22 protein-coding genes are annotated in these 25,107 nt (G+C 66.0%); 15 read left to right on the top strand and 7 right to left on the bottom strand.

The features are described from left to right. Positions 1–75 precede the first annotated feature (75 nt). Positions 76–621: a cupin domain-containing protein gene (locus tag ACDI39_RS01710; protein ID WP_225790045.1), complete on the top strand. Its 546-nt coding sequence runs from the start codon at positions 76–78 to the stop codon at positions 619–621. A gap of 12 nt (positions 622–633) precedes the next feature. Here ACDI39_RS01710 and ACDI39_RS01705 read toward each other — a convergent pair whose 3' ends face one another. Then, a complete protein-coding gene (locus ACDI39_RS01705) occupies positions 634–1,230 on the bottom strand; it encodes a 2-hydroxychromene-2-carboxylate isomerase (protein WP_253080057.1) in 597 nt (198 codons plus the stop codon). A 30-nt stretch (positions 1,231–1,260) separates the two neighbouring features. Further along, positions 1,261–1,992 carry an SDR family oxidoreductase gene (locus tag ACDI39_RS01700; protein WP_225790043.1) on the bottom strand — a complete coding sequence of 244 codons (732 nt, stop codon included), beginning with the start codon at positions 1,990–1,992 and terminating at the stop codon, positions 1,261–1,263. Between the two features lie 90 nt (positions 1,993–2,082). Between ACDI39_RS01700 and ACDI39_RS01695 the strand changes: the two genes are divergently transcribed. Together ACDI39_RS01695 and ACDI39_RS01690 are read left to right on the top strand one after the other, a co-directional pair. After that, positions 2,083–2,646, top strand: a complete 564-nt coding sequence (locus tag ACDI39_RS01695) for a TetR/AcrR family transcriptional regulator (RefSeq protein ID WP_225790130.1) — start codon at positions 2,083–2,085, stop codon at positions 2,644–2,646. Next, positions 2,633–3,226: an eCIS core domain-containing protein gene (locus ACDI39_RS01690; RefSeq protein ID WP_225790042.1), complete on the top strand. Its 594-nt coding sequence runs from the start codon at positions 2,633–2,635 to the stop codon at positions 3,224–3,226. Before ACDI39_RS01695 ends, ACDI39_RS01690 begins: the two co-directional genes overlap by 14 nt. A 35-nt stretch (positions 3,227–3,261) precedes the next feature. Here ACDI39_RS01690 and ACDI39_RS01685 read toward each other — a convergent pair whose 3' ends face one another. After that, positions 3,262–4,257, bottom strand: a complete 996-nt coding sequence (locus ACDI39_RS01685; RefSeq protein ID WP_486537359.1) for a bile acid:sodium symporter family protein — start codon at positions 4,255–4,257, stop codon at positions 3,262–3,264. A 147-nt stretch (positions 4,258–4,404) separates the two neighbouring features. On the opposite strand from ACDI39_RS01685, the gene ACDI39_RS01680 reads away from it, so the two are divergent. The 3 genes from ACDI39_RS01680 (at position 4,405) to ACDI39_RS01670 (ending at position 6,165) form a co-directional block, all read left to right on the top strand. Next, on the top strand, positions 4,405–5,028 hold the full coding sequence (locus ACDI39_RS01680; RefSeq protein ID WP_225790040.1) for a glutathione S-transferase family protein: 624 nt from the start codon (positions 4,405–4,407) through the stop codon (positions 5,026–5,028). Between the two features lie 293 nt (positions 5,029–5,321). Continuing rightward, positions 5,322–5,654, top strand: a complete 333-nt coding sequence (locus tag ACDI39_RS01675; RefSeq protein WP_225790039.1) for a hypothetical protein — start codon at positions 5,322–5,324, stop codon at positions 5,652–5,654. Between the two features lie 88 nt (positions 5,655–5,742). After that, positions 5,743–6,165: a group II truncated hemoglobin gene (locus ACDI39_RS01670; protein ID WP_225790038.1), complete on the top strand. Its 423-nt coding sequence runs from the start codon at positions 5,743–5,745 to the stop codon at positions 6,163–6,165. Here ACDI39_RS01670 and ACDI39_RS01665 read toward each other — a convergent pair. The 3 genes from ACDI39_RS01665 to ACDI39_RS01655 form a co-directional block, all read right to left on the bottom strand. Beyond that, positions 6,156–6,455 carry a hypothetical protein gene (locus tag ACDI39_RS01665; protein WP_225790037.1) on the bottom strand — a complete coding sequence of 100 codons (300 nt, stop codon included), beginning with the start codon at positions 6,453–6,455 and terminating at the stop codon, positions 6,156–6,158. The two genes, ACDI39_RS01670 and ACDI39_RS01665, sit on opposite strands and share 10 nt — an antisense overlap. Before the next feature lie 207 nt (positions 6,456–6,662). Further along, the gene (locus ACDI39_RS01660) at positions 6,663–6,851 is read right to left on the bottom strand and encodes a hypothetical protein (protein ID WP_225790036.1); all 189 of its coding nucleotides are present in this window, start codon (positions 6,849–6,851) and stop codon (positions 6,663–6,665) included. Between the two features lie 209 nt (positions 6,852–7,060). Further along, positions 7,061–7,948 carry an EamA family transporter gene (locus tag ACDI39_RS01655; RefSeq protein WP_225790035.1) on the bottom strand — a complete coding sequence of 296 codons (888 nt, stop codon included), beginning with the start codon at positions 7,946–7,948 and terminating at the stop codon, positions 7,061–7,063. Between the two features lie 263 nt (positions 7,949–8,211). On the opposite strand from ACDI39_RS01655, the gene ACDI39_RS01650 reads away from it, so the two are divergent. Both ACDI39_RS01650 and ACDI39_RS01645 read left to right on the top strand, forming a co-directional pair. Beyond that, positions 8,212–9,609 (top strand): purine-cytosine permease family protein, encoded by a 1,398-nt coding sequence (locus tag ACDI39_RS01650; RefSeq protein WP_225790034.1) that lies wholly within the window; start codon positions 8,212–8,214, stop codon positions 9,607–9,609. A gap of 117 nt (positions 9,610–9,726) precedes the next feature. After that, positions 9,727–10,431 (top strand): GntR family transcriptional regulator, encoded by a 705-nt coding sequence (locus tag ACDI39_RS01645; RefSeq protein ID WP_253080055.1) that lies wholly within the window; start codon positions 9,727–9,729, stop codon positions 10,429–10,431. Between the two features lie 49 nt (positions 10,432–10,480). Here ACDI39_RS01645 and mqo read toward each other — a convergent pair whose 3' ends face one another. Further along, positions 10,481–12,055 (bottom strand): malate dehydrogenase (quinone), encoded by a 1,575-nt coding sequence (gene mqo / locus ACDI39_RS01640; protein ID WP_253167982.1) that lies wholly within the window; start codon positions 12,053–12,055, stop codon positions 10,481–10,483. A 358-nt stretch (positions 12,056–12,413) separates the two neighbouring features. Here mqo and ACDI39_RS01635 point away from each other — a divergent pair, with 358 nt between their 5' ends. The 7 genes from ACDI39_RS01635 to ACDI39_RS01605 all read left to right on the top strand — a co-directional run bounded on the left by ACDI39_RS01635 (position 12,414) and on the right by ACDI39_RS01605 (position 25,072). Beyond that, positions 12,414–14,585 (top strand): TonB-dependent siderophore receptor, encoded by a 2,172-nt coding sequence (locus ACDI39_RS01635; protein WP_486537354.1) that lies wholly within the window; start codon positions 12,414–12,416, stop codon positions 14,583–14,585. Between the two features lie 243 nt (positions 14,586–14,828). Continuing rightward, positions 14,829–17,477: a nitrate/nitrite transporter gene (locus ACDI39_RS01630; RefSeq protein ID WP_262923649.1), complete on the top strand. Its 2,649-nt coding sequence runs from the start codon at positions 14,829–14,831 to the stop codon at positions 17,475–17,477. A 27-nt stretch (positions 17,478–17,504) separates the two neighbouring features. Next, on the top strand, positions 17,505–21,269 hold the full coding sequence (locus tag ACDI39_RS01625; RefSeq protein ID WP_253102312.1) for a nitrate reductase subunit alpha: 3,765 nt from the start codon (positions 17,505–17,507) through the stop codon (positions 21,267–21,269). Beyond that, positions 21,266–22,822, top strand: coding sequence for a nitrate reductase subunit beta (gene narH / locus ACDI39_RS01620; RefSeq protein WP_253080050.1), 1,557 nt, complete (start codon positions 21,266–21,268; stop codon positions 22,820–22,822). Before ACDI39_RS01625 ends, narH begins: the two co-directional genes overlap by 4 nt. Continuing rightward, positions 22,815–23,582, top strand: a complete 768-nt coding sequence (narJ, locus tag ACDI39_RS01615; protein ID WP_225790791.1) for a nitrate reductase molybdenum cofactor assembly chaperone — start codon at positions 22,815–22,817, stop codon at positions 23,580–23,582. The genes narH and narJ overlap by 8 nt, the downstream gene beginning before the upstream one ends. Positions 23,583–23,596: 14 nt before the next feature. Next, positions 23,597–24,280 (top strand): respiratory nitrate reductase subunit gamma, encoded by a 684-nt coding sequence (narI, locus tag ACDI39_RS01610; protein ID WP_225790790.1) that lies wholly within the window; start codon positions 23,597–23,599, stop codon positions 24,278–24,280. A 12-nt stretch (positions 24,281–24,292) separates the two neighbouring features. Next, positions 24,293–25,072 carry a peptidylprolyl isomerase gene (locus tag ACDI39_RS01605; protein ID WP_486537350.1) on the top strand — a complete coding sequence of 260 codons (780 nt, stop codon included), beginning with the start codon at positions 24,293–24,295 and terminating at the stop codon, positions 25,070–25,072. Positions 25,073–25,107 lie beyond the last annotated feature (35 nt).

Below are 25,107 nucleotides of genomic sequence, written 5' to 3'. Positions count from 1 at the left end.
CACAGCGCGTTGCCGCCCAGAGTGTGTTTTAATGCGTCGCCCATTATTTTTGACACCTCTTACTACAAGGCGGCTATGGACACGGGGACACGACTCAAACTGGTGCGTGAACGCAACAACCTCTCCCAACGGGAACTGGCCCGCCGCAGCGGCCTGACCAACTCGACGATCTCGCAGATCGAGCAGAACCGCGTCAGCCCCTCGGTCAGTTCCCTGAAGAAACTGCTCGAAGGGATCCCCATGACCCTGGCCGAGTTCTTCGCCTTCGACGAGCCGGTGCGGGAAGAGCGCTACGTGTTCCGTGCGGGCGAGCAGCCCGACCTGGGCCGCAACGGCCTGCGCATGCTGCTGGTCGGCGCCAGCGTCGAAGGCCGGCAGATGCGCATGCTGCGCGAGCTCTATGCGCCCGGCGCCGACTCCGGCGAGCCGATCGTGCATTCCGAAGGCGAAGAATGCGGCCTGGTCACCCGGGGCACCATCGAACTGTGGGTCGATGGCCAGGTGAGCGTCCTCAACTCCGGCGATGGTTACTACATCCCCACCACGCTGCCGCACAGCTTCAAGAACATCGGCCCGGACGAAGCGGAAATCATCAGCGCCAACACCCCGGCCAACTTCTGACCGGCGCCCAGGTCAGGCGCGCGCCAGGGCCTCCTCGACGAAATCCAGGCGGTCCTGGCCGAAGAACATCCGCTCGCCGACGAAGCAGGTCGGCGCGCCGAACACACCCCGTGCCACCGCCTCCTCCGTCGCCCGCTTGAGCGCCTCCTTGACCTCGGCCTGGGCAACCAGTGCATGGAACACCGCGGGGTCGAAGCCACCCTGCTCCAGGGTTTCGTCCAGCACCGCCGCCTCGCCAAGATTGCGCCGGTGCACCCAGAGCCCGTTGAACAATACCTCGAGCAGCGCCTCGAAGCGCTCCGGTGCCCGCAACTGGATGCCGATGGCGCCGCGCATCAGGGTCAACGTGTTCACCGGAAAGCCCGGCGGCAAGCCGAATGGCACGCCGTAGCGGTCGGCGAAACGCTTGAGGTCATCGAACATGTAGCGGCCCTTGGCCGGGACCATCACCGGCGACGCATTGCCCGTGGCCTGGAACACCCCGCCCAGCAACATCGGCCGGTAGCGCAACGTAGCGCCGTGGCGGGTACAGAGGGTGGGCAGTTGGGTCCAGGCCAGGTAGCTGGCCGGGCTGCCCAAGTCAAAGAAGAATTCGACGTGCTTGCTCATGACGTAGTCCTTTTTTCTCGGCAACAGTGGCTACCAGCGCTCCATCCACGGGCGCAGGTCCAGTTCGAAGGTCCAGGCATCCCGTGGCTGGGCATGCAGGAACCAGTAGCTGTCGGCGATGTGCGCCGGATCGAGGATACCGTCCTGGTCCTTGAGTGCGTAGCGTTCGGGGAAGCTGTCACGGATGAACGCCGTATCGATGGCGCCATCCACCACCACGTGGGCCACATGGATGTTCCGTGGCCCCAGCTCGCGCGCCATGCTCTGGGCCAACGCACGCAGGCCATGCTTGGCCCCAGCGAAGGCAGCGAACCCGGCGGCGCCCCGGGTACCGGCCGTGGCGCCGGTGAACAGTAGCGTGCCGCGCGCGCGGGTGACCATGCGCCGGGCCACCGCCTGGGCGGTGAGAAAGCCGGCGAAGCAAGCCATTTCCCAGATCTTGAAGTACTTGCGCGGCGTCTCGTCGAGGATGCTGCAAGGCACGTTGGCGCCGATATTGAAGACGAAGACCTCGATGGGGCCGATGTCACGCTCGATGGTCTCGACCAGCGCCGCCACTTCATCCTCCTTGCGTGCGTCGGAGCCGAAGCCATGGGCCTGGCCACCGGCGGCACGGATCTCGTCCAGCAGCGGTTGCAGCTTGTCGACCTGGCGCCGGGTGACGCAGGCGATGTAGCCCTCGCGGGCGAAGCGCTTGGCGATCGCCCCACCAGTGGCATCGCCCGCCCCGATCACCAGGGCCACTTTGGGTTGTGCGGACATCGGCGCCTCCTTTTGATGAATGATCGTTTAGTAAACGAACGCTATGTTATGATCGCGACCATCGTCAAGCCCGCGCCCAGAGGTTCCTCGATGCGCTACTCCACCGAGCACAAGCAACAGACCCGCGAGAAACTGCTGGCCAGCAGCGGCGCGCTGGCCAAGCGCGGCGGTTTCGCCACCACCGGCGTGGCCGGGCTGATGAAGGCCATCGGCCTGACCGGCGGTGCGTTCTACAACCACTTTCCGTCCAAGGACGACCTGTTCACCGAGGTGGTGCGGCGCGAGCTGTCCAACAGCCCACTGGCTCGCCTGGCCGAACAAGGCGCCAGCCGCGAGCGCCTGCAACGCTGCCTGGAGCAGTACCTGAGCCTGGCGCACCTGCACAATGCCGAGGGCGGCTGCCCGTTGCCGCCGCTGGGCGTGGAGATCGCCCGCGCCGGGCGCGAGGTCCGTGAGGAGGCCGAGCACTGGCTGGTGGCCTTGCACACGGCCTGGAGCGCGACCCTGGAGGATGGTGAACTGGCCTGGGCGTTGATCAGCCAATGCGTCGGTGCCCTGGTGGTCGCCCGCATGCTCGCCAGCGAAGCGGTGCAGGCCCGGGTACTGGAGGCCAGCCGGCAGGTCGTCGCGAGGGCACTGGATGAAACTCGCTAGCGCCTTTCTCGGCCTGGTCCTGGCGCTCCCGGCGGCGGCCGAGAACGCGTGCCCGCCAGGGCAATACCAGGTGTGCCTGATGGGCTGCTTCTGCGCCCCGATCGATCCCGGGCAGGCCGGCAAGGTACTGGAGGACGTCGAGCGCATGGCCTCCTCGAGCCTCGCCTTCGCCCTGCGCCAGGCCCGCGACGAGGCCACGGCCAGCGGTACCCAGCCGATCCCTCTGCATATCCGCGCCCAGCTCGAGCCCTGGTACGACTTCGCCGTGCTCGACGCGGTGCGCTACCGGGTCGGCGACGAACAGCAGGTCAGCGCGGCCAATGCGCTGTTGCACAATCCGGATGTGAATGCGGTGACACTGATCGATACCATCATCTTCCGCCATGCCCGGGATGCCGAGGACAACGTCGCGCTCTGGGCCCATGAACTCATGCATGTGCAGCAGTACCAGACGCTAGGGGTGGAGGGATTCGCCCAGCGCTACACCCGCGACTACCAGGCGCTCGAGGGGCCGGCCTACGCGATCGAGGCCGAGGTGGCCAAGGTGCTGCGCGAGCGTGCGGCGGGGCGGCGGCGCTGAGTTGCAAGCAGGCTGCGAGAGGGGGTGCTGGCCCGTCAGGAACAGCGCTGCGCCTCTGCCGCCCCCGCCTCCTCTCGGCTGGCGTACCGCTGCGCCAGTACCGCACAGACCATCAGCTGGATCTGGTGGAACAGCATCAGCGGCAAAATCATCGCCCCGATACCGCCGCCAACGAACAACACCTGGGCCATGAGCACACCGGTGGCCAGGCTCTTCTTCGACCCGGCGAAGAGGATGGTGATGCGATCCTCCAGGTCGAACCCAAGCAGGCGCCCGAGCAGCCGCGTGCCGAACAGCACCACGGCCAGGAGAATGCCGCACACCGCGAACAACCCGGCCAGGTGCTCTGGCGAGACGGTGTGCCACAGCCCGGTGACCACCGCTTCGCTGAACGCCGTGAAGACCACCAACAGGATCGAACCCTGGTCCACCAGCTTCAGCCAGCGTGCATTGCGCTTGACCCACGCCCCGATCCAGCGCCGGGCGACTTGCCCGGCCACGAAAGGCACCAGCAGTTGCAGGGTGATCTTGAGCACCGCATCCAGCCCCGAGCCGGTGTCGCCGCTGGCACCGAGCAGCAACATCACCAGCAAAGGCGTCAGGAAGATGCCCAGCAGGCTGGACGCCGCGGCACTGCAGATCGCCGCTGGCACGTTGCCGCGCGCCAGCGAAGTGAAGGCGATCGCCGACTGCACAGTGGCCGGCAGCGCGCACAAGTAGAGCACGCCCAGGTACAGCTCGTTGCCCACCAGCGGCACGAACAGCGGCTTGAATGCCAGGCCCAGCAGCGGGAAGAGCACGAAGGTGCAGGCGAACACCAGCAAGTGCAGACGCCAGTGGCTGGCCCCGGCGATGACCGCCTCGCGCGACAGCTTGGCGCCATGCAGGAAGAACAGCAGGCCGATGGCCAGGTTGGTCAGCCAGCCGAAGAACACCGCGCCGTCGCCCGAGCAGGGCAGCACGGTGGCGACGAGGACCACCCCGAGCAGGGCCAGGGTGAAATTGTCGAAAAGCATGCGCAGGTACTTCATGGCAGGGTCCATCTTGTCATTGTCCAAGGCCAGACGATAAGGTCTGCCGTCTCCCGCCGCTAACGCCGGAACCCCCAGCCGTATCGCCGAACGGACACCTCGAGGCCCGCCTCGCCCCATCAGCCCCTTCCAACCTGGAGCCATGACATGCTGAAAATCCTCGGCAAGGCCTCATCGATCAACGTGCGCAAGGTCCTGTGGACCTGCGACGAACTGGGCCTGCCCTACCAACGGGAGGACTGGGGCAGTGGCTTCCAGCCCACCGACGCCCCGCAGTTCCTGGCGCTCAACCCCAACGCCACGGTGCCGGTGATCGTCGATGGCGACTTCGTGCTGTGGGAGTCCAACAGCATCCTGCGCTACCTGGCCAACCAGCACGCTGGCGAACACCTCTACCCTGCCACGCCCCGTGCCCGCGCCAGCGTCGACCAGTGGCTGGACTGGCAGGCCACCGACCTCAACGACGCCTGGCGCTATGCCTTCATGGCCTTGGTACGCCAGTCCCCGGCCCATCGCGACCCGTCTCTGCTGGAAGCGTCGTGCGCGCAGTGGACGGCGAAGATGCAGTTGCTCGAGCGGCGCTTGCAGGACACCGCGGCCTATGTCGCCGGCGACGACTTCAGCCTGGCCGACGTGGTGATCGGCCTGTCGCTGAACCGCTGGCGGCGCACCCCCCTGGCGCACCCGCCCCTGCCCGCGCTGGATGCCTACCACGCCCGCCTGAGCCAACGCGCAGGCTTTCTCCGGCACGGCGACAACGGCGTCGCCTGAGCCGTGCACGCAGGATTGTCCGACAAGATGTAGTGCGGAAAAATTTTCACTACAAAACGGTTGACGCCGTTCATCGCCCTTGGGCATGATGAAGCCGTCTCCCCGATCGGGAGCGGTGGCAAGGGTGTTCCAGACGGCCTGCGCGGTAACGCAGGCCGTCCGTGGAGAGGGAAACTGTCCAAAAGGCAGCGTGAGAAAGCCCCTGTTGCGATGCTGCTGTAGCAGCCTTGGTAGTGCGCTACACGTTGTGGCGCCGAGTGCGAAATCACTAACTGACGGGTAATGGGGGCTTTATGATGAACTTGAACAACAATCCCACGATCGACCAATTGGCCCAGCTGTTCGCCGCGCGCAAGGACAGCCTCGACGACCATCTGCTGTGGGTCAGCCAGACCGGCGAGGTACGCCTCGACCGCCTGCCGCCCAACACGGTCGAAGATGAATTCGAATCGCACATGCCCAGCATGCGCGCCCGCTTCAAGGTCTACCGCCGTGGCCAGGGCTACGTCGGCAAGAAGGCCGCCGCCGACACCGAGTTCGTCGGTCGCGTCCTGCAGACCCTGCAACAAGAATGGCCCGCCGCCCGTGAGCGGCAGGCAGTCAAGGTGATCGACCCACTGAACTGAGTCGTACCGCCATCTCTTGAGCCCGGCCCACAACGCCGGGCTTTTTCATGCCTGCTACAATGCCCGCCCCTGTTTCCCGGAGCCCCCGATGAACACTCCCGCCTACGGCACCGGCGATGCCTCCTACCAGGCCGCCGGTGGTATCGACGGCCTGCGCCGGCTGGTCGACGACTTCTATCGGCTGATGGATGAAAACCCCGAGGCTGCGAGCGTACGGCGTATGCACCCGGACGACCTGGCAAGCTCGCGGGACAAGCTGGCCTGCTTTCTCAGCGGCTGGCTCGGCGGGCCTCGCCTGTACAGCGAACGCTATGGCTCGATCGCCATCCCGTCGTTCCATGCCCAGTGGCCGATCGATCAGGCGCAGGCCGACATCTGGCTGACCTGCATGGCCAAGGCCATCGCCCTGCAACCTTGGCCTGCGGATTTCGCCGAGTACCTGTTGCGCCAGCTGCGGGTGCCGGCCCAGCGCATCGTCCAGGCCAGCCGCAACCGGCATCCTCAAGCCTGACGCCGCCGACGCTCCGGCAATGCCACGGCACCGATCGCCAGAGCCCGCGCCCGCTCCACGCCCCACACCAGCGCACGGGTCATGGTCTCGCCGGGGCGCGATGGGTAGTACTCCTCCACCAGGGCCTTGCCACCCCGGGCGTACAGGCCGAGGAACAGTTGCGTCGCCCCCAGCCGCGACAGCCGCACCTGTACATCGAGGGTGGTGCCGTCGCTCAATACCTCATCGTGGCAACGGCTATGCAGGTGGGCATCGGCCCACTCCCAATACGTCTCTTCCCTGACTCGCATGGCAACCATCCTCCCTTTCTGACAATGCCGCGCAAGAAAAGCACAGCCGTGGCCATCCGGCGAGGGCAACCCGCCGATGCCATGAGCAGGATCAAGGAATGCGAAAAAAACCCGCCGTCGGGCGGGGTAACCGTCGAGACTGCAGGTGGCCTCCCGATGGATCGGCAACGAACAACCCAGCGCCCCTGAACGGGGCGCTGGCGGGATTCACTTCTTCTGTGGCACCCGCGGCGTGAAGCGGCCTTTCTTGCTGCGCTGCAGATGTGCAGGCTGCAGTTGCTCCGATTCGTCCAGCGTCATGTTGGCAAAACCCAGGCGAAACGCCGACTGGCCGCAGCGCACCTGGCTGTTGATGGGAAATGCATCGTTCATGTCTTCGAAAAAGGATTCGCTCATGCCCTGTCTCCCTCCAATGACGACCGCGCCGACAAGCAGCGTGCTTGCCTAGATAAACGACGGTCCGTTGAAGTGAGACTAGCCGGTCATTTGCGGACTGCCTGGCCAGCCCTCCCGTCCCCGACCAGCGGCATCCCAAGCTCCAATGCCAGGACCGTGCCCGGCTCGCATAGGCGCCGCCTGCTTCTTCTTGCCGCTTGCAGCGTGTTTCAGTGCGCGCTGGCCGCCCGCAGACGCTGGCCCAGACGCGGGCCGAAGACATTGATCAGCAGCCCCAGCATCACCAGCAACGCGCCCCAGCCTTGTACCGCAGTCAGGCGCTCGCCCAACAGCCAGGCCGAGGAACTCAGCCCGATCACCGGCACCAGCAGCGAGAATGGCGCCACCTTGCCCGCCGGGTGGCGCGACAGCAATGTGCTCCACAGGCTGTAGCCGAGCATGGTAGCGACGAAGGCCAGGTAGGCCAGGGCCAGCACCGAACTCCAGCCGATATGGGCCAGCGCATGGCCGATGCGCTCAGGCCCTTCCAGCCACCAGGACAAGGCGAAAAATGGCAGTGGCGGAATCAACCCACCCCAGATCACCAGCGCCACCAGGTCCACCGAACCGAAACGGCGAGTGATGATGTTGCCCATGCCCCACATGGCACCGGCACAGAGGGTCAGCAACAGCGCCAGCAACGGCACGTGCCCACTGTCTTCGCTACCGATCAGAGCCAGCCCGCCAGCGGCCACCAGCAACCCCAGCAGGCTGGCCAGACGCAGGCGCTCGCCCAGAAACAGCGCGGCGAAACCGAGGGTGAAGAAGGCCTGGGATTGCAGCACCAGCGACGCCAGCCCCGGTGGCATGCCGCTGTACATGGCCTGGAAGAGGAACGCGAACTGGCCCAGGGAGATGGTCGCGCCATAGGCGCACAGCCAGCGCCAGGGCAGCTTCGGCCGCTTGACCAGAAGGATCGCCGGGAAGGCCACCAGGGCGAAGCGCAAGGCGCCGAGCAGCATGGGCGGCAGGCCATCGAGGCCGATCTTGATGACCACGAAGTTGACTCCCCATGCAATGATCACGACCAGGGCGATCAGCAAGTCCTTGAGCGGCATTGGCCTTTCCTTCTTCGGCGTTCTAGACATATTTCGTTACAGCATAAGGCTATTCCTTCCACGCGGACCAGCACAGTTGGGGGCCAGCCTTGCGCAACAGTCCCCTGTAAAGCCCTCTATCCACGGGGGCTCCGTTCGCACGGAACACCCCTGCCGGTAGTTGACCAATCTTGTATATACATGCCCATATAAGCCAAGGTCATCCACCCCGCGTCCTGACGATGGCCGTCGCCCCCACAACAACAACGAAGCGGAGCCACCCGATGTCCAGCAACCCCGTGATCGAACGGCGTTCGATCGACTACATCCCCGAAGCTGAACGCCATGGACGCGTCTACAGCCAGTTCACCCTGTGGCTGGGAGCCAACCTGCAGATCACCGCCATCGTCACCGGCGCCCTGGCCGTGGTGCTCGGCGGCGATGTGTTCTGGTCGTTGATCGGGCTGCTGCTCGGCCAACTGGTCGGCGGCACGGTGATGGCGCTACACGCCGCCCAGGGGCCGCGCCTGGGCCTGCCGCAGATGATCTCCAGCCGGGTGCAGTTCGGCGTGTACGGCGCCGCCATCCCCATGGTCCTGGTGTGCCTGATGTACCTGGGCTTCACCGCCACCGGCACGGTGCTGTCCGGGCAGGCCATCGGCCAATTGCTCGACGTCAGCGACAGCACCGGCATCCTGGTCTTCGCCGGGGTCATCGTACTGGCCACCCTGGCCGGCTACCGGGTGATCCACTGGATCGGCCGGCTGGCCAGCGTGCTGGGGATCATCGCCTTCGTCTACCTGTTCAGTCGTATCCTGATGCTGGCCGACATCGGCCAGTTGCTTGATAACCGCCACTTCAGCTGGGCGACCTTCCTGCTCGCGGTGTCGCTGGCCGCGTCCTGGCAGATCGCCTTCGGGCCCTACGTCGCCGACTATTCGCGCTACCTGCCCAGCGGCACTTCGCCGCTGAAGACCTTCCTCGCCGCCGGCCTCGGCTCGGTGATCGGCGCCCAGGCGTCGATGATCCTCGGGGTCTTCGCCGCCGCCATCGCCGGGGGCCAGTTCTCCGGGCGCGAAGTGGCCTACATCGTCGGCCTGGGTGGCGCTGGCACCACCGCGGCGCTGCTGTACTTCAGCATCGCCTTCGGCAAGGTGACCATCTCGACGCTGAACTCCTATGGCAGCTTCATGTGCATCGCCACCATCATCAGCGGTTTTCGCGGCCACCTGCAGATCAGCCGCCTCCAGCGCCTGCTCTTCGTCCTGGCCATCGTCGGCGCGGCGACCCTGGTGGCCCTGCTCGGGCAGCATTCGTTCCTCACGGCGTTCAAGTCGTTCATCCTGTTCCTGCTGACCTTCTTCGTGCCCTGGAGCGCGGTCAACCTGGTGGACTACTACTTCATCACCCGCGAGCGCTACGACATCCCCGCCCTGGCCGACCCCAATGGCCGCTACGGGCGCTGGAACTGGCCGGGCATCATCGTCTACACCGTTGGCGTGCTGGTGCAGATGCCGTTCATCGACACCAAGCTGTACACCGGCCCCATGGTCGCCCACCTAGGGGGTGTCGACGTGTCATGGCTGATCGGCCTGGTAGTGCCCAGCGTGCTGTACTACTGGGTGGCCCGGCGCCGGGCCGCCGAGGCGCCGGCGCAGCTCATCGTCCCCGACGCACGCTGATGCCTGTCCCTGCCATAGGCGCCCAAGCTCGTTGAAGGCTGCTGCTCGGCGGGCCGGTTGGTGATAACCAGCGCGGCCCGCCTGTATGATACGGTCCAGCCCAACCGAGACCTGACGATGGCCAAAGACAACGAAACCGAAGGCGGCGCACGCCGCCACAGCGGTCGCTACATCTACGAGGAACTGCGCAAGCAGATCCTCACCCTCAAGCTCAAGCCCGGCGTGCAATTGGACGAAGTGTCCCTGGCCGCCCAGTTCGGCCTGTCCCGCTCGCCGGTGCGCGATGCCCTGGCGCGGCTGATCACCGAGGGGCTGGTGACCATCCTGCCCAACCGCACCACCCTGGTGACGCCGTTCGAGATCGCGGAATTCCCCAACTACATCAGCGCCCTGGACCTGATCCAGCGCGCGGTCACCCGGCTGGCGGCGACCCAGCATCGCGACGAGGACCTGGCGCATATCCGCCAGGCCGATGCCGCCTACCTCGAGGCCGTGACCACAGGCGACTTCCAGGCCATGTCCGAGCTGAACAAGGCCTTCCACATGGCCGTCGCCCAGGCCGGGCGCAACCCCTACTTCATCACCTACTACGAGCGCCTGCTCGGCGAGGGCCAGCGGCTGTTGCACCTGCACTTCGACCATATCGTCAGCTCGGCCGGTACGCAGCAACTGGGGCGTGACCATGAAGACATGATCGAGGCCATCGCCGCCCGCGACGCCGACGCGGCGGAAAGGGCCGCGCATGAACACACGATGCTGTTCCAGCGGCGCTTTCTCGACTACATGCGGCAGAACCTGACGGCGCGCATGCCGGTGTCCTGAGCGATAGGCCGCAGGATCCTGGGGCCGCTACGCGCCCCCAAGGGCTCACCTAAGGCGCGGCGACCTGCGTCTCGCCTGTCGGTGGCGGCGCCAGTTGCAACGCCTCGTTGGTATAGGTCCACACCTGCTGGACCTTGTCCGGGTGATCGTTCAGGCGGATCCCGTAGGACGGGATGATCTGGTGCAGCTTTTCCTGCCAAGGGGCGGAGGCCATCTTGTCCTTGAACACCTTCTGCATCAGGTCGAGCATGATCGGCGGCGCGGTCGAGGCACCTGGCGAAGCGCCCAGCAGTCCGGCGATGCTGCCGTCCTTGGAGGCGACCACTTCGGTACCGAGCTTGAGTACCCCACCCAGTTCCTCGTCCTTCTTGATGATCTGCACCCGCTGGCCGGCCTGCCACAAGCGCCAGTCCTGCTGCTTCGCTTCGGGGAAGTAGGTGCGCAGCGCCTCGAAACGGTCGTCGTCCGACTGCAGGAGCTGGCCGATCAGGTACTGCACCAAGTCGAACTCACGTACGCCGACACGCACCATCGGCCAGGTGTTGTGCACCGACATGCTGGCGAACAGGTCGAGCAGCGAACCCTCCTTGAGGAAACGGGTGGAGAAGGTGGCGAACGGCCCGAACAGGATCATGCGCTTGCCATCGAGCACTCGGGTGTCCAGGTGCGGTACCGACATCGGTGGCGCACCCGTCGCCGCGATGCCATAGGCCTTGGCCATGTGCCGCTGGGCGATGGCCGGGTTGTCGGTCACCAGGAACGACCCACCCACCGGGAAGCCCGCGTAGTCCTTGGCCTCGTCGATGCCGGATTTCTGCAGCAACGGCAACGCGGCGCCCCCGGCGCCGATGAACAGGAACTTGGCATCGGTGGCGGCCTTGCTGCCGTCCTTGAGGTTCTTGTACTCGACGTGCCAGGAGCCATCGTCGTTGCGGGTGATGTCCTGGACCTCGGTCGACAGCTTCAGGTCGAAGTTCGGCTGGCCTTGCAGGTAGGACACGTACTGCCGGGTGATCTCGCCGAAGTTGACGTCGGTGCCGATGGGCGTCCAGGTGACAGCCAGCTTTTGGTTCGGATCACGCCCTTCCATCATCAACGGCACCCATTTGCGGATCTGCTCCGGGTCCTCGGAATACTGCATGGGCTTGAACAGCGGGCTGGCCTGCAGCGCCTCGTAGCGCTTCTTCAGGAAGCGGATGTTGTCGTCCCCCCAGACGAAGCTCATGTGCGGCGTGGTGTTGATGAACGAGCGCGGGTTCTTCAGCACCCCTTGCTTGACCTGCCAGGCAAGGAACTGCCGGGTGACCTGGAACGATTCGTTGATCTCGATGGCCTTGCTGATGTCGATCTTGCCGTCCTTCTCCGGCGTGTAGTTCAGCTCCGCCAGGGCGGAGTGGCCGGTCCCGGCGTTGTTCCAGCCGTTGGAGCTTTCCTCGGCCACCTTGTCCAAGCGTTCGACCATCTCCATGGACCAGCCCGGCTCCAGCTCGTTGAGCCAGATGGCCAGGGTCGAACTCATGATGCCGCCACCCACCAGCATGACGTCGACCTGCCGGGTCTCGGCCGCCTGGGCATTGAGCATCCCGCACGTCAGGCCCACCAGGACCCACCTCAACTTGATCATGTTTTCCTCCTGCAAGGCGCTGTGCCTCGATATGGTCTCCATGGCTCTTCCTGCCGGGTCTTGCCGACCAGCTCACGCGCCGCCCCCTGTGTCTGGCATCAGCCTCACAAACGAAGTCAACCCACTAGATTGTTAGCGCATTTTTCTGAATGCCTCCACTCTGGCGCCTGGCTGGCATCGAGGCAGATGCCCCCTGGCGCGTACCTGCTCCCCTCCCCGCGCCCCAGACAAATGTGAAAATTTCATTGAATTTCTACCGCACCTGACTTTTTCACCGCGACAAAACCTGACACACTTATTGCTAATCGTTCTCATAAATATCTTTATTAACAACAAGCTCCGTCAGGAACCCTTCGCCATGTCGCGTCTCACCCCACGACCTTGTTTCACCCCCACTCACAACCTACTGGCCATGGCCATCTGCATGGCGACCCTCGCCCCTGCATTGGCCGACGAGCGCAGCGAGCCCCAGGACCAGGCCCCGCCAGTGACCCTGGAGCTGGGTGCCACCGAGATCAACTCCCAACAACTGGGCTGCATCACCGAGGGTTCGGGCTCCTACACCAGCGGCGCCATGTCCACCGCCACCAAGCTGCCGCTGAGCATGCGCGAGACCCCACAAGCAGTGACCGTGATCACCCGCCAGCGCATGGACGACCAGGCCATGACCAGCATCAACGACGTGGTCCAGGCCACGCCTGGGTTGTTCCTCGACTTCTCCAACGGCCCGGGCCGCCAGACGTACTCGGCCCGCGGCTTCGACATCGACAACCTCATGTATGACGGCATCCCGAGTGGCTACCAGGGTTGGATCGTCGGTGCCCAGCCGAACCTGGCGATGTTCGACCGGGTCGAGATCGTCCGTGGCGCCACCGGCCTGGTCACCGGTGCCGGCAACCCGTCGGCGGCGGTCAACCTGGTGCGCAAGCGCCCATTGGCCGAACAGAAGGTCACCCTGACCGGCGCAGCCGGCAGTTGGGACAACTACCGTGGCGAGATCGACGCCTCCAGCCCGCTCAACGACAGCGGCACCCTGCGTGGCCGGGTGGTGGCCTCGTACCAGGACGCCAACAGCTTCCGCGACGGGGTGGAGGAAGATCACGGCCTGTTCTACGCGATCACCGAGGCCGACCTGGGCGAGGACACCACCCTGACCCTCGGTTTCTCCCACCAGAAGGACAAGACCAATTTCTTCTGGGGCGCCATCCCCGTCGGCCTGGACGGGCATCACCTGGACCTGCCGCGCTCGTACAACCCAGGCACCGACTGGGAAAACAAGGACCAGGAGATCAACACGGTCTTCGCCGAAGTGCAGCAGCGCCTGGCCAACGACTGGAAGCTGCAGGTCAATGCCAACTACTCCGAGCAGGACGCCCTGTTCTCCGGCTCCTACCAGTCGCGCTGGTTCGGCCCACTGACCCGGACCGTCTACCAGGCCGGCCACCAGGAGAACCAGGCGGGCCTGGACGCCTTCGCCAGCGGCCCCTTCCAAGCGCTGGGCCGCACCCATGAACTGGTGGTGGGCGCCAGCAAGCGCATCTACGACATGACCACCCGCAACTACAGCCCTTATGACATGAACTGGCCGCTCAACGGCGCCAAGCCGAACTTCGTCCATACCGACAACCGCCGGGAAGTCACCAACCAGGAAGGCGTGTACCTGACCACCCGCCTGAGCCTGGCCGACCCGCTCAAGCTGATCCTCGGCGGGCGCCTGGACTGGTACGACTACGACGACCGCGAGAGCGACAACGACTACAAGGTCACCCGTAACGTCACCCGCTACGCCGGCCTGATCTACGACCTCGACGATCACCACTCGGTCTACGTGAGCTACAGCGACATCTTCACCCCGCAGAGCTCCAAGGGCATCTCCGGCAGCCCGGTCAAGCCGATCGAGGGCAAGAACTACGAGATCGGCATCAAGGGCGAGTACTTCGACGGTGCGCTGAACGCGAGCCTGGCCCTGTTCCGGGTCGACCAGGAAAACCGTGCCGTGCAGATCTTCGTGCCCAACTGCCCGCAAGCGTCCTGCTACGAAGCCTCGGGCAAGGTGCGCAGCCAGGGTATCGACATGGAGCTGCAAGGTGCGCTCACCGAAAACTGGCAGGTCGGCGCCGGCTACACCTACGCCCGCGTCCACACCATCAAGGATGACGCCAACCCCCAGACCGAGAACCAGCGCTTCGACACCGACACCCCGGAACACCTGTTCAAGCTATCGAGCACCTACCGCTTCCAAGGCCTGCTGGAGAAACTGCGCGTCGGTGGCAACGTCTACTGGCAGAGCCGCATGTACAACGACATCGCCCTGGGCGATGGCGGTAGCTACCGACTGGAGCAAGGCGGCTACGCCATCACCGACCTGATGGCCGGCTACCAGGTCAACCAGCACCTGGACCTGCAGCTCAACGCCAACAACATTTTCGACCGCAAGTACTACTCCTCCATCTCCAACTCCGTGGACTATGGCGGCGACACCTACGGCAACCCACGCAACCTGATGTTGACGGCCAAGTACAGTTTCTAAGGTCGCCCACGCTATGCAAGCGCGCGCAAGGACGCGCCCCTTCGTGGTGCTCGGGAAATTGGCGCTCCAAACGATTGCCATCTAGCCTGTAGCCCCATAAGCAGCACCTATAACGAGAACGTGCAGTACACACCGTGATTCGGCTGGCGGGTGGCGTTTGCAGGCGACTGGTTCGGCCAGCCCCGTGTACGCCCCTGGCTGACGCACATCCGTCGCTTTCGCACTCCAGGAGGAAGTGCTTGCATGGCCACGAATGTCCCAGCCAAAGATCAGTACCGCGCCCTTGTCCTGTCTACCCTGGCCTTCACCCTGTGCTTCGCCGTCTGGACGTTGTTTTCCATCCTGGGCCTGCAGATCAAGGATGAATTCACCCTCAGCGACACCCAGCTCGGCCTGCTGATGGCCACGCCGGTGCTGACCGGCTCGATCTCGCGGATCTTCCTCGGCCTGTGGACCGACCGCTACGGCGGCCGTTGGGTCTTCGGCCTGCTCATGCTCGCGTCGGCGCTGTGCGTCTACCTGCTGACCTTCGCCACCAGCTTCGCCTTGCTGTTGCTGGCGGCCCTGGGCGTGGGCCTGGCCGGCGGCGCCTTCATCGTCGGCACCGCCTACACCGCCACCTGGTTCGAACCCGAGCGCCAGGGCACCGCCTTGGGGATCTTCGGCGCTGGCAACGTCGGCGCCGGCCTGACCAACTTCGCCGCCCCCTTCCTGCTGCTGGCCCTGGGCTGGCGCGGGGCGGCGCTGGTGTACGCCAGCGTACTGGCGATCATGGGCGTGCTGTTCATCCTGCTGGCCAAGAGCGATCCGCAGAGCGCTTCGCGCCGGGCCCATCCGCTGCCCCTGGCCGAGCAACTGGCGCCGCTGGCCGAGCTGCGCGTCTGGCGTTTCTCGCTGTACTACTTCTTCGTCTTCGGGGCCTTCGTCGCCCTGGCCCTGTGGCTGCCGCACTACCTGATGGAGGTCTACGGCCTGAGCCTGGCCGCCGCCGGCATGGTCGCCGCGCTGTACACGGTGCCGGCCTCGCTGTTCCGCATCCTCGGCGGCTGGCTGTCGGACCGCCATGGCGCGCGCAAGGTCATGTACTGGACCCTGGGCATGTCGACGCTGTGCACCTTCCTGCTCAGCTACCCGCCGACGCGCTACAGCATCACCGGCGTGCAGGGCCAGATCGACTTCGCCATGCACCTGGGCCTGGCTGGTTTTGCCGTGATCATCATCGTGCTGGGCTTCTTCATGTCGCTGGGCAAGGCGGCGGTGTTCAAGCACATCCCCACCTACTACCCCGGGCACGTCGGCGTGGTCGGCGGCTTGGTGGGCATGATGGGCGGCCTGGGCGGTTTCCTGCTGCCATTGACCTTCGGCATGCTCAACGACGTGATCGGCATCTGGCAGAGCTGCTTCATGCTGCTGTTCGTGATCGCCGCTGCCGCCCTGGCCTGGATGCACTACGCGATCCGCATGGCCGAACGGGTGGAATGGGCCGAACGCAGCGAAAGCCGCGACCTGCCGGAGCTGTCCACGCCCAGCGGCTTCGTGCTGCGCGAATGGCACCCGGAGGACCCGACCTTCTGGGCCGATACCGGCAAACGCATCGCCACGCGCAACCTGTGGATCTCCATCCCCAACCTGCTGCTGGGCTTCGCCATCTGGATGGTCTGGTCGGTGGTGGTGGCCAAGCTGCCGCTGGCCGGCTTCGACTACAGCGCCAACCAGCTGTTCTGGCTCGCCGCCCTGCCCGGCTTGTCCGGCGCCACCCTGCGCATCTTCTACAGCTTCATGGTGCCGATTTTCGGCGGGCGACGCTGGACGGCGCTGTCCACCGCCTCGCTGCTGCTGCCAGCACTGTGGATAGGCTTCGCGGTACAGAACCCGCAGACACCCTACCTGGTGATGCTCATCCTGGCCTTGCTGTGTGGCCTGGGCGGTGGCAACTTTTCCTCGAGCATGGCCAACATCTCGTTCTTCTTCCCCCGCCAGGCCAAGGGTGGTGCCATGGGCCTGAACGCAGGGCTGGGCAACCTGGGCGTGAGCGTCATGCAGTTCCTGGTGCCGCTGGCGATCACCGCCGCGGTGTTCGGCAGCCTGGGCGGCGAGCCGCAGGTCACTGCGCAAGGCACGCCCTTGTGGTTGCAGAACGCCGGCTTCATCTGGGTGCCGTTCATCATCGCCGCGGCCCTGGCCGCCTGGTTCGGCATGAACGACATCGCCAGCGCCAAGTCGTCGTTCAGGGACCAGATGGCGATCTTCAAGCGCAAGCACACCTGGCTGATGAGCGTGCTCTACACCGGCACCTTCGGCAGCTTCATCGGCTTCTCGGCCGGCTTCCCGCTGCTGGCCGGGCACCTGTTCCCGGCGGTGGACGTGCTCAAGTTCGCCTTTCTAGGCCCGCTGATCGGCGCCCTGTCACGCGCCTTCTCCGGCGGGCTGGCCGACCGCTTCGGCGGCGCGCGCATCAGCCTGTGGGTCTACGTGGCGATGGCCGCGTGCGTGGCCGGCGTGCTGTTCTTCATCGCCGGCAAGGACCAGCCGGGAGCCTTCTGGGGCTTTCTGGCGATGTTCCTGCTGCTGTTCTTCTTCTCTGGCGTGGGCAATGCCAGCACCACGCAGATGATCCCGGCGATCTTCCGCATCCAGACGCCCCGCCTGTTCCCCGACCTGCCCACCGCCGAGCAGGCCCTGCTCGGCGAGAAGGAGTCCGCCGCCGTGGTGGGCTTCATCTCGGCGGTGGCGGCCTACGGCGGTTTCTTCATTCCCAAGTCGTTCGGCAGCTCGTTCGACCTCAGTGGCGGGCCGGAATGGGCGCTCTACGGTTTCATCCTGTTCTACCTGCTGTGCATCGTCCTGACCTGGTTCTACTACACCCGTCGCAACGCCGAGGTTCGCTGCTAGCCGATCCCATCGCCAAGGAGGAAGACCATGAGTTTCTTCATCGACCGCCTGCGCTACCTGGTCAAGCGGCCGCCGCAGTTCGCCGCAGGCCACGGCGAGACCCGCGACGAGAGCCGCGCCTGGGAGGACGGCTATCGCCAGCGCTGGCAGTTCGACAAGATCGCCCGCTCCACCCACGGGGTGAACTGCACCGGCTCCTGCAGCTGGAAGGTGTACGTGAAGAACGGCCTGGTCACCTGGGAGACCCAGCAGACCGACTATCCGCGCACCCGCCCGGACCTGCCCAACCACGAACCCCGCGGCTGCCCGCGCGGCGCCAGCTATTCCTGGTACCTGTACAGCGCCAACCGGCTCAAGTACCCCATGGTGCGCAAGGCGCTGATCCAGCTCTGGCGCGAAGCGCTGGCCGCCCAGCCCGACCCGGTGCTGGCCTGGGCCAGCATCGTCGAAGACCCCGACAAGGCCCGGCGCTACAAGTCGATCCGTGGCCGTGGCGGCTTCGTGCGCAGCGACTGGGACGAGCTGCAGACGCTGATCGCCGCCGCCAACGTCCATACCGTCAAGCGATACGGCCCCGACCGGGTCGCCGGCTTCTCGCCGATCCCGGCCATGTCGATGGTCAGCTATGCCGCCGGCACCCGCTACCTGTCGCTGATCGGCGGGGTGTGCCTGTCGTTCTACGACTGGTACTGCGACCTGCCACCGGCCTCGCCGCAGGTGTGGGGCGAGCAGACCGACGTGCCGGAGTCGGCCGACTGGTACAACGCCGGCTACCTCATCGCCTGGGGCTCCAACGTCCCGCAGACCCGCACCCCCGACGCGCACTTCTTCACCGAGGTGCGCTACAAGGGCACCAAGACCGTGGCCATCACCCCCGACTACGCCGAGATCGCCAAGCTCTGCGACGAGTGGATGAGCGCCAAGCAAGGCACCGATGCCGCCCTGGCGATCGCCATGGGCCATGTGATCTTCAAGGAATTCCACCTGGAGAAACCCAGTGCCTATTTCACCGACTACATCCGCCGCTACACCGACATGCCGATCCTGGTCGAACTGGAGCCGCGCGAGGACGGCAGCCTGGTGCCGGGCAAACAACTGCGCGCCAGCGACTTCGCCGGCAACCTGGAACAGGCCAACAACCCCGAGTGGAAGACCCTGGCCTGGGACGAGGCCCATGAGCGCCTGGTGGTGCCGCGCGGCTCCATCGGTTTTCGCTGGGGCGAGAGCGGGCGCTGGAACCTGGAGACGGTCGAGGCCCAAGGCAGCGAGGTGAAGCTGTGCCTGTCGCTGCTCGGCCGCCACGACGAGGTGGCGCGGGTGGCCTTCCCCTACTTCGGCGGTATCGAGCGCCAGCACTTCGCCCATGTCCCGCTGCACGAGGTGATCCACCACCATGTGCCGGCCAAGCGCCTGCGCCTGGCCGATGGCCGCGAGGTACTGGCCGTCACGGTGTTCGACCTGAGCGCCGCCAACTACGGCATCGACCGCGGCCTGGTCGCCACGGTCGGCGGCAGCGGCGAGGACGACGGTGCTACCGCGTACGACCAGCTCAAGCCCTATACCCCGGCCTGGCAGGAAGCGATCACCGGCGTGCCGGCGGCGCAGATGATCCGCATCGCCCGCGAGTTCGCCGAAAACGCCGACAAGACCCATGGCCGCTCGATGATCATCGTCGGTGCCGGGATGAACCACTGGTACCACATGGACATGAACTACCGTGGGCTGATCAACATGCTCATCCTCTGCGGTTGCGTGGGCAAGAGCGGCGGCGGTTGGTCGCACTACGTCGGCCAGGAGAAGCTGCGCCCGCAGACCGGCTGGACACCGCTGGCCTTCGCCCTGGACTGGCACCGTCCGCCTCGGCACATGAACAGCACCTCGTTCTTCTACAACCACTCCAGCCAGTGGCGCTATGAAAAGCTGCAGGTCAGCGAGCTGCTTTCGCCCCTGGCCCGCCCGCAGGACTTCAGCGGCAGCCTGGTGGACTTCAACGTGCGCGCCGAGCGCATGGGCTGGCTGCCTTCGGCGCCGCAACTGGCGACCAACCCGCTGCGCCTGGCCGCCGCGGCGAAGGCCAACGGGCAGAGCACGGTCGACTACACCGTCGCCCAGCTCAAGAGCGGCCAACTGCGCTTTGCCAGCGAAGACCCGGACAACCCGCAGAACCACCCGCGCAACCTGTTCGTCTGGCGCTCCAACCTGCTCGGCTCCTCGGGCAAGGGCCACGAGTACATGCTCAAGTACCTGCTCGGTACCCGCAACGGCGTGCTCGGCAAGGACTTGGGCGAGGCCGGCGGGCAGAAGCCCGAAGAGGTGCTGTGGAGCGACACCCCCATCGAGGGCAAGCTCGACCTGGTGGTGACCCTGGACTTTCGCATGTCCACCACCTGCCTGTACTCGGACGTGGTGCTGCCCACCGCCACCTGGTACGAAAAGGACGACCTCAACACCTCCGACATGCACCCGTTCATCCACCCGCTCACCGCCGCCACCGACCCTGCCTGGGAAGCGCGCAGCGACTGGCAGATCTACGACGGCATCGCCCAGGCCTTCGCCCGCGTGTGCGTCGGCCACCTGGGCGAGGAGACCGACCTGGTCACCCTGCCCCTGCAGCACGACAGCCCCGGCGAGCTGGCCCAGCCCGAGGTGCGCGACTGGAAGAAAGGCGAATGCGAGCCGATCCCCGGCAAGACCATGCCATCGCTGATCGAGGTCCACCGTAACTACCCCGAGACCTATGAGCGCTTCAGCTCGATCGGCCCGCTGCTGGACGACATCGGCAACGGCGGCAAGGGCATCGCCTGGCAGACGCGCGAGGAAGTCGAGCTGCTCGGCCAGCTCAACTACCGCAAGCAGACCGGCGCCGCGGCCGGCCGGCCCTGCCTGGCCTCGGCGCTGGACGCCGCCGAGATGATCCTCACCCTGGCGCCGGAGACCAACGGCCAGGTGGCGGTCAAGGCCTGGGAAGCGCTGTCGAAGGTCACCGGTCGCGACCACAGCCACCTGGCCAGGCGCAAGGAGGAAGAGAAGATCCGCTTCCGCGACCTGGTGGCGCAACCGCGCAAGATCATCTCCAGCCCCACCTGGTCGGGCCTGGAGGACGAACACGTGAGCTACAACGCCTGCTACACCAACGTCCACGAACTGATCCCCTGGCGCACCCTCACCGGCCGCCAGCAGTTCTACCAGGATCACCCGTGGATGCGCGCCTTCGGCGAGAGCCTGATGGTCTATCGCCCACCGATCGACACCAAGGCCGCCGCCAGCGTGGCCGCGCCGCGCAGCAACGGCAACCCGGAAATCGCCCTGAACTGGCTCACCCCGCACCAGAAGTGGGGCATCCACTCCACCTACAGCGACAACCTGTTGATGCAGACCCTGTCCCGGGGCGGGCCGATCGTCTGGATCAGCGAGGATGACGCGCGCGCCATCGGCGTCGCCGACAACGACTGGATCGAGCTGTACAACGCCAACGGCGCCATCGCCGCCCGTGCCGTGGTCAGCCAGCGGGTACGCCCGGGCATGGCGATGATGTACCACGCCCAGGAACGCATCCTCAACATGCCCGGCTCCGAACTCACCGGCACCCGCGGTGGCATCCACAACTCGGTGACCCGGGTATGCCCCAAGCCGACCCACATGATCGGTGGCTACGCCCAGCTGTCCTACGGTTTCAACTACTACGGCACGGTGGGTTCGAACCGCGACGAGTTCGTCATCGCCCGCAAGATGCGCAACATCGACTGGCTCGACGACGAAGGCAACGACTACCAGCAGGAGGCCGTGAAATGAAGATCCGTTCCCAGGTCGGCATGGTCCTGAACCTCGACAAGTGCATCGGTTGCCACACCTGCTCGGTGACCTGCAAGAACGTCTGGACCAGCCGCGAAGGCATCGAGTACGCCTGGTACAACAACGTCGAGACCAAGCCCGGCATCGGCTACCCCAAGGAGTGGGAGAACCAGAAGAAGTGGAACGGCGGCTGGGTGCGCAACGCCGACGGCTCGATCAACCCACGCATCGGTGGCAAGTGGCGGGTGCTGGCGAACATCTTCGCCAACCCTGACCTGCCGGAGATCGACGACTACTACGAGCCATTCACCTTCGACTACCAGCACCTGCACAGCGCCAAGGAGGGCGATCACCAACCCACCGCGCGGCCGCGCTCGCTGATTTCCGGCCAGCGCATGAAGAAGATCGAATGGGGCCCGAACTGGGAGGAACTGCTGGGCAGCGAGTTCGCCAAGCGGCGCAAGGACGTGAACTTCGACCAGGTCCAGGCCGACATCTACGGCCAGTTCGAAAACACCTTCATGATGTACCTGCCGCGCCTGTGCGAGCACTGCCTGAACCCGGCCTGCGTGGCCGCCTGCCCCAGCGGGGCGATCTACAAGCGCGAGGAGGACGGCATCGTCCTGATCGACCAGGACAAGTGCCGTGGCTGGCGCATGTGCGTCAGCGGCTGTCCGTACAAGAAGATCTACTACAACTGGAAGAGCGGCAAGTCCGAGAAGTGCATCTTCTGCTACCCACGCATCGAGACCGGCCAGCCCACCGTCTGCTCCGAGACCTGCGTGGGGCGCATCCGCTACCTTGGGGTATTGCTGTACGACGCCGACCGCATCGAGGAAGTGGCCGCCTCGCCCGATGACCGCGACCTGTACCATCGCCAGTGCGAGATCTTCCTCGACCCGCACGACCCCGAGGTGATCGCCCAGGCACGTCGCGACGGCGTGCCCGACAGCGTGATCGCCGCAGCCCAGGCCTCGCCGGTGTACAAGCTGGCCATCGACTGGCGCCTGGCCCTGCCGCTGCACCCGGAATACCGCACCCTGCCGATGGTCTGGTACGTGCCGCCGCTGTCGCCGATCCAGTCCGCCGCCGAGGCCGGCCATGTGGCATTCGACGGCATCCTGCCGAAGATCGAGTCGCTGCGTATTCCCGTGCGCTACCTGGCCAACATGCTCACCGCCGGCGAGGAAGCGCCGGTGGTGCTGGCGCTCAAGCGGCTGATGGCCATGCGGGTGTACATGCGCGCCCGGCATGTGGACGGCCGCGACGACGATGCCGTGCTCGCCGAAGTCGGCCTGACCCAGGCCCAGTGCGAGGACATGTACCGCTACCTGGCGATCGCCAACTACGAGGACCGCTTCGTCATCCCCACCGGCCACCGCGAACAGATCCCCGACGTGTTCGCCGAACGCAGCGGTTGCGGCTTCTCCTTCGGCGACGGCTGCAACGGTGGGCGCAACGAGGTGAGCCTGTTCGGCGGGCGCAAGCAGACCACCACGCTGGTCAAGCCGGTGCAGACGTTCGACCCGGTGGAGGACAGCCGCCATGGGTGACTATCACGCCAGCCAGGCGCCACAGGTGGGCCTGCTCAGCCTGCGCGTGCTGGCACGGCTGCTCGACTACCCCAGCCGCGAACTGCAGGCCGCCAGTGCCGAGGCGATCGCCATCCTCGATGCCGAGCAGCGCCTGCCCGCACCGCTGCGCGCCCAGCTGGCGCAGTGGTGCCAGGCACTGGCCCAGGGCGACTTGCTGGACCTGGAGGAAGCCTACGTCGAGCTGTTCGACCGTGGTCGCGCCACCTCGCTGCTGCTGTTCGAGCACGTGCACGGCGAGTCCCGCGATCGAGGCCAGGCCATGGTCGACCTGCTGGCCGAGTACGAGGCCGCAGGGTTCGCCCTCGACGCCCGGGAGCTGCCAGACCACCTGCCGTTGTTCCTCGAGTACCTCTCCACCCGGCCCCACGACGAAATCGGCCAGTGGCTGGGCGAGATCCAACCGATCCTCGCCATGCTCGGCGCACGCCTGGAAGAGCGCGGCAGCCGCTACGCCCTGGTGCCTCGCGCCCTGCTCGCGTTGATCGGCGCCAGCGACAGCATCGATGCCCAACGCCCGGCTGCCAGCGTCGAGCCACCGGACAACACGCCCCAGGCGCTGGACGCGGTGTGGGAAGAAGAAGCGGTGCGCTTCGAGGCCCAGTCCGACCAGGACTGCAGCCTGCAGTCCGCCACAGGCCGGCGCCTGGCCGAGCGCAAGCACGAGGCGATCCCCCAGGTCATCCAGGTCATGCCGTCCGCCGCCGCGGACCGGCGCTGAAAAGGAGGTGCATCATGCATGAGGGCTACCTGCTCCACCTGATCTACGGCTTCTACCCCTACCTGGCCGGCACCGTGTTCTTGCTCGGCAGCCTGCTGCGCTACGACCATGGCCAGTACACGTGGAAGACCGGTTCCAGCCAGATGCTTTCGAGCAAGCACATGCGCCTGGCCAGCAACCTGTTCCACATCGGCATCCTGGCGATCTTCTTCGGCCACCTGGTCGGCCTGCTGACGCCGCACTGGGTCTACGCGCCCTTCCTCTCCGCCGGGCACAAGCAACTGATGGCCATCGTCTTCGGCGGCATCGCCGGGGTGCTGTGCGTCATCGGCGGCGCCATGCTGCTCTGGCGTCGGTTGTTCAACCCGCGGGTACGCGCCTCCTCCAGCCTGATGGACAACCTGATCATCGCCCTGCTCCTGCTGCAGGCGATCCTGGGCCTGGTGACCATCGTCTTCTCCCTGCACCACCTGGATGGCGGCATGATGGTGGCGTTGGCCAACTGGGCCCAGGCGATCGTCTTCCTGCGCGGCGACGCGGCAAGCTTCCTGGTCGGCACGCCGCTGATCTTCAAGCTGCACATCTTCCTCGGCCTGACCATCATCCTGCTATTCCCCTTCACCCGCCTGGTGCACGTGTGGAGCATTCCGCTGGGCTATTTCGGGCGCAGCTACCAGATCGTCCGCCGACGCGGCTGAGGAGCAACAAGCATGGAGATGATCGCCGTCGAGAACCTGCCAGACAGCCCGACGCTGGTGATCCGGGTGGGCGACACACGGCTCAGCGAGGCCGATATCGCCCGGGAAACCCCCTTCCACCCCGCGCCATCGCTGGCCGAGGCGCAGCGCTGCGCGGCACGGGCGCTGGTGGTGCGCGAGCTGCTGGCCCAGCGCGCGGCCATGCTTGGCCTGGCGCCGGGCGACGAGGCCGTGGCCAGCTTGCTGGAGCGTGAGCTGCAGGTGCCGCAGGCCGACGAGGACGCTTGCCGGCGCTACTTCGACAGCCACCGCGAGCGCTTCTGCGCACCGGCGCGGCTGCGGGTGCGGCACATCCTGTTGCCCGCGGCGCCGGAGGATGCACGGGCGCGCGATGGGCAGTACCGGCTCGCCGAACGGTTGCTGGGGGAGCTGGTGCAACATCCCGAGCGCTTCACGGAACTGGCGCTGCGGCATTCCGCCTGCCCGTCCAGGGACCAGGGTGGCGAGCTTGGCTGGCTGACCGCCGGGCAGACCGTCGCCGAGCTGGACCAGGCGCTGCTGCGCCTGCCGCCGGGCCTGCACGACCGGCCGCTGGCCTCGCGCTATGGCTGGCACCTGGTGTGCATCGACGAGCGTGTCGAGCGCCGCCCCCTGCCCTATGCCCAGGTCGCCGAGCGGGTGCGCCACAGCCTGCGCGAAGCGTCCACCCGGCATGCCCTGCGCCAGTACCTCCTGGCACTGGAGAGTGAGTTCGGGGTCGAGGGGTTCAGCCTGGAGGAGGACGGTGGGTAGCTGTCCATTCGGCCCCAGGATTACCAGGCAGCGCT

It is taken from the genome of Pseudomonas sp. Tun-23181 (assembly GCF_057415455.1).
The sequence above is the reverse complement of the archived record's forward strand: the minus strand, read 5'-3'. Positions and strand labels throughout refer to the sequence as shown.

Bases quoted from the DNA above. Each gene is read 5' to 3' on its own strand.
- ACDI39_RS01660 (WP_225790036.1), bottom strand. From the start codon at position 6,851: ATGAGCGAATCCTTTTTCGAAGACATGAACGATGCATTTCCCATCAAC.
- ACDI39_RS01700 (WP_225790043.1), bottom strand. From the start codon at position 1,992: ATGTCCGCACAACCCAAAGTGGCCCTGGTGATCGGGGCGGGCGATGCC.
- ACDI39_RS01630 (WP_262923649.1), top strand. From the start codon at position 14,829: ATGGCCACGAATGTCCCAGCCAAAGATCAGTACCGCGCCCTTGTCCTG.
- ACDI39_RS01650 (WP_225790034.1), top strand. From the start codon at position 8,212: ATGTCCAGCAACCCCGTGATCGAACGGCGTTCGATCGACTACATCCCC.
- narH (WP_253080050.1), top strand. From the start codon at position 21,266: ATGAAGATCCGTTCCCAGGTCGGCATGGTCCTGAACCTCGACAAGTGC.
- ACDI39_RS01685 (WP_486537359.1), bottom strand. From the start codon at position 4,257: ATGAAGTACCTGCGCATGCTTTTCGACAATTTCACCCTGGCCCTGCTC.
- ACDI39_RS01605 (WP_486537350.1), top strand. From the start codon at position 24,293: ATGGAGATGATCGCCGTCGAGAACCTGCCAGACAGCCCGACGCTGGTG.
- ACDI39_RS01665 (WP_225790037.1), bottom strand. From the start codon at position 6,455: ATGCGAGTCAGGGAAGAGACGTATTGGGAGTGGGCCGATGCCCACCTG.
- ACDI39_RS01635 (WP_486537354.1), top strand. From the start codon at position 12,414: ATGTCGCGTCTCACCCCACGACCTTGTTTCACCCCCACTCACAACCTA.
- ACDI39_RS01670 (WP_225790038.1), top strand. From the start codon at position 5,743: ATGAACACTCCCGCCTACGGCACCGGCGATGCCTCCTACCAGGCCGCC.
- mqo (WP_253167982.1), bottom strand. From the start codon at position 12,055: ATGATCAAGTTGAGGTGGGTCCTGGTGGGCCTGACGTGCGGGATGCTC.
- ACDI39_RS01625 (WP_253102312.1), top strand. From the start codon at position 17,505: ATGAGTTTCTTCATCGACCGCCTGCGCTACCTGGTCAAGCGGCCGCCG.
- ACDI39_RS01675 (WP_225790039.1), top strand. From the start codon at position 5,322: ATGATGAACTTGAACAACAATCCCACGATCGACCAATTGGCCCAGCTG.
- ACDI39_RS01710 (WP_225790045.1), top strand. From the start codon at position 76: ATGGACACGGGGACACGACTCAAACTGGTGCGTGAACGCAACAACCTC.
- narI (WP_225790790.1), top strand. From the start codon at position 23,597: ATGCATGAGGGCTACCTGCTCCACCTGATCTACGGCTTCTACCCCTAC.
- ACDI39_RS01655 (WP_225790035.1), bottom strand. From the start codon at position 7,948: ATGCCGCTCAAGGACTTGCTGATCGCCCTGGTCGTGATCATTGCATGG.
- ACDI39_RS01705 (WP_253080057.1), bottom strand. From the start codon at position 1,230: ATGAGCAAGCACGTCGAATTCTTCTTTGACTTGGGCAGCCCGGCCAGC.
- ACDI39_RS01690 (WP_225790042.1), top strand. From the start codon at position 2,633: ATGAAACTCGCTAGCGCCTTTCTCGGCCTGGTCCTGGCGCTCCCGGCG.
- ACDI39_RS01695 (WP_225790130.1), top strand. From the start codon at position 2,083: ATGCGCTACTCCACCGAGCACAAGCAACAGACCCGCGAGAAACTGCTG.
- ACDI39_RS01680 (WP_225790040.1), top strand. From the start codon at position 4,405: ATGCTGAAAATCCTCGGCAAGGCCTCATCGATCAACGTGCGCAAGGTC.
- ACDI39_RS01645 (WP_253080055.1), top strand. From the start codon at position 9,727: ATGGCCAAAGACAACGAAACCGAAGGCGGCGCACGCCGCCACAGCGGT.
- narJ (WP_225790791.1), top strand. From the start codon at position 22,815: ATGGGTGACTATCACGCCAGCCAGGCGCCACAGGTGGGCCTGCTCAGC.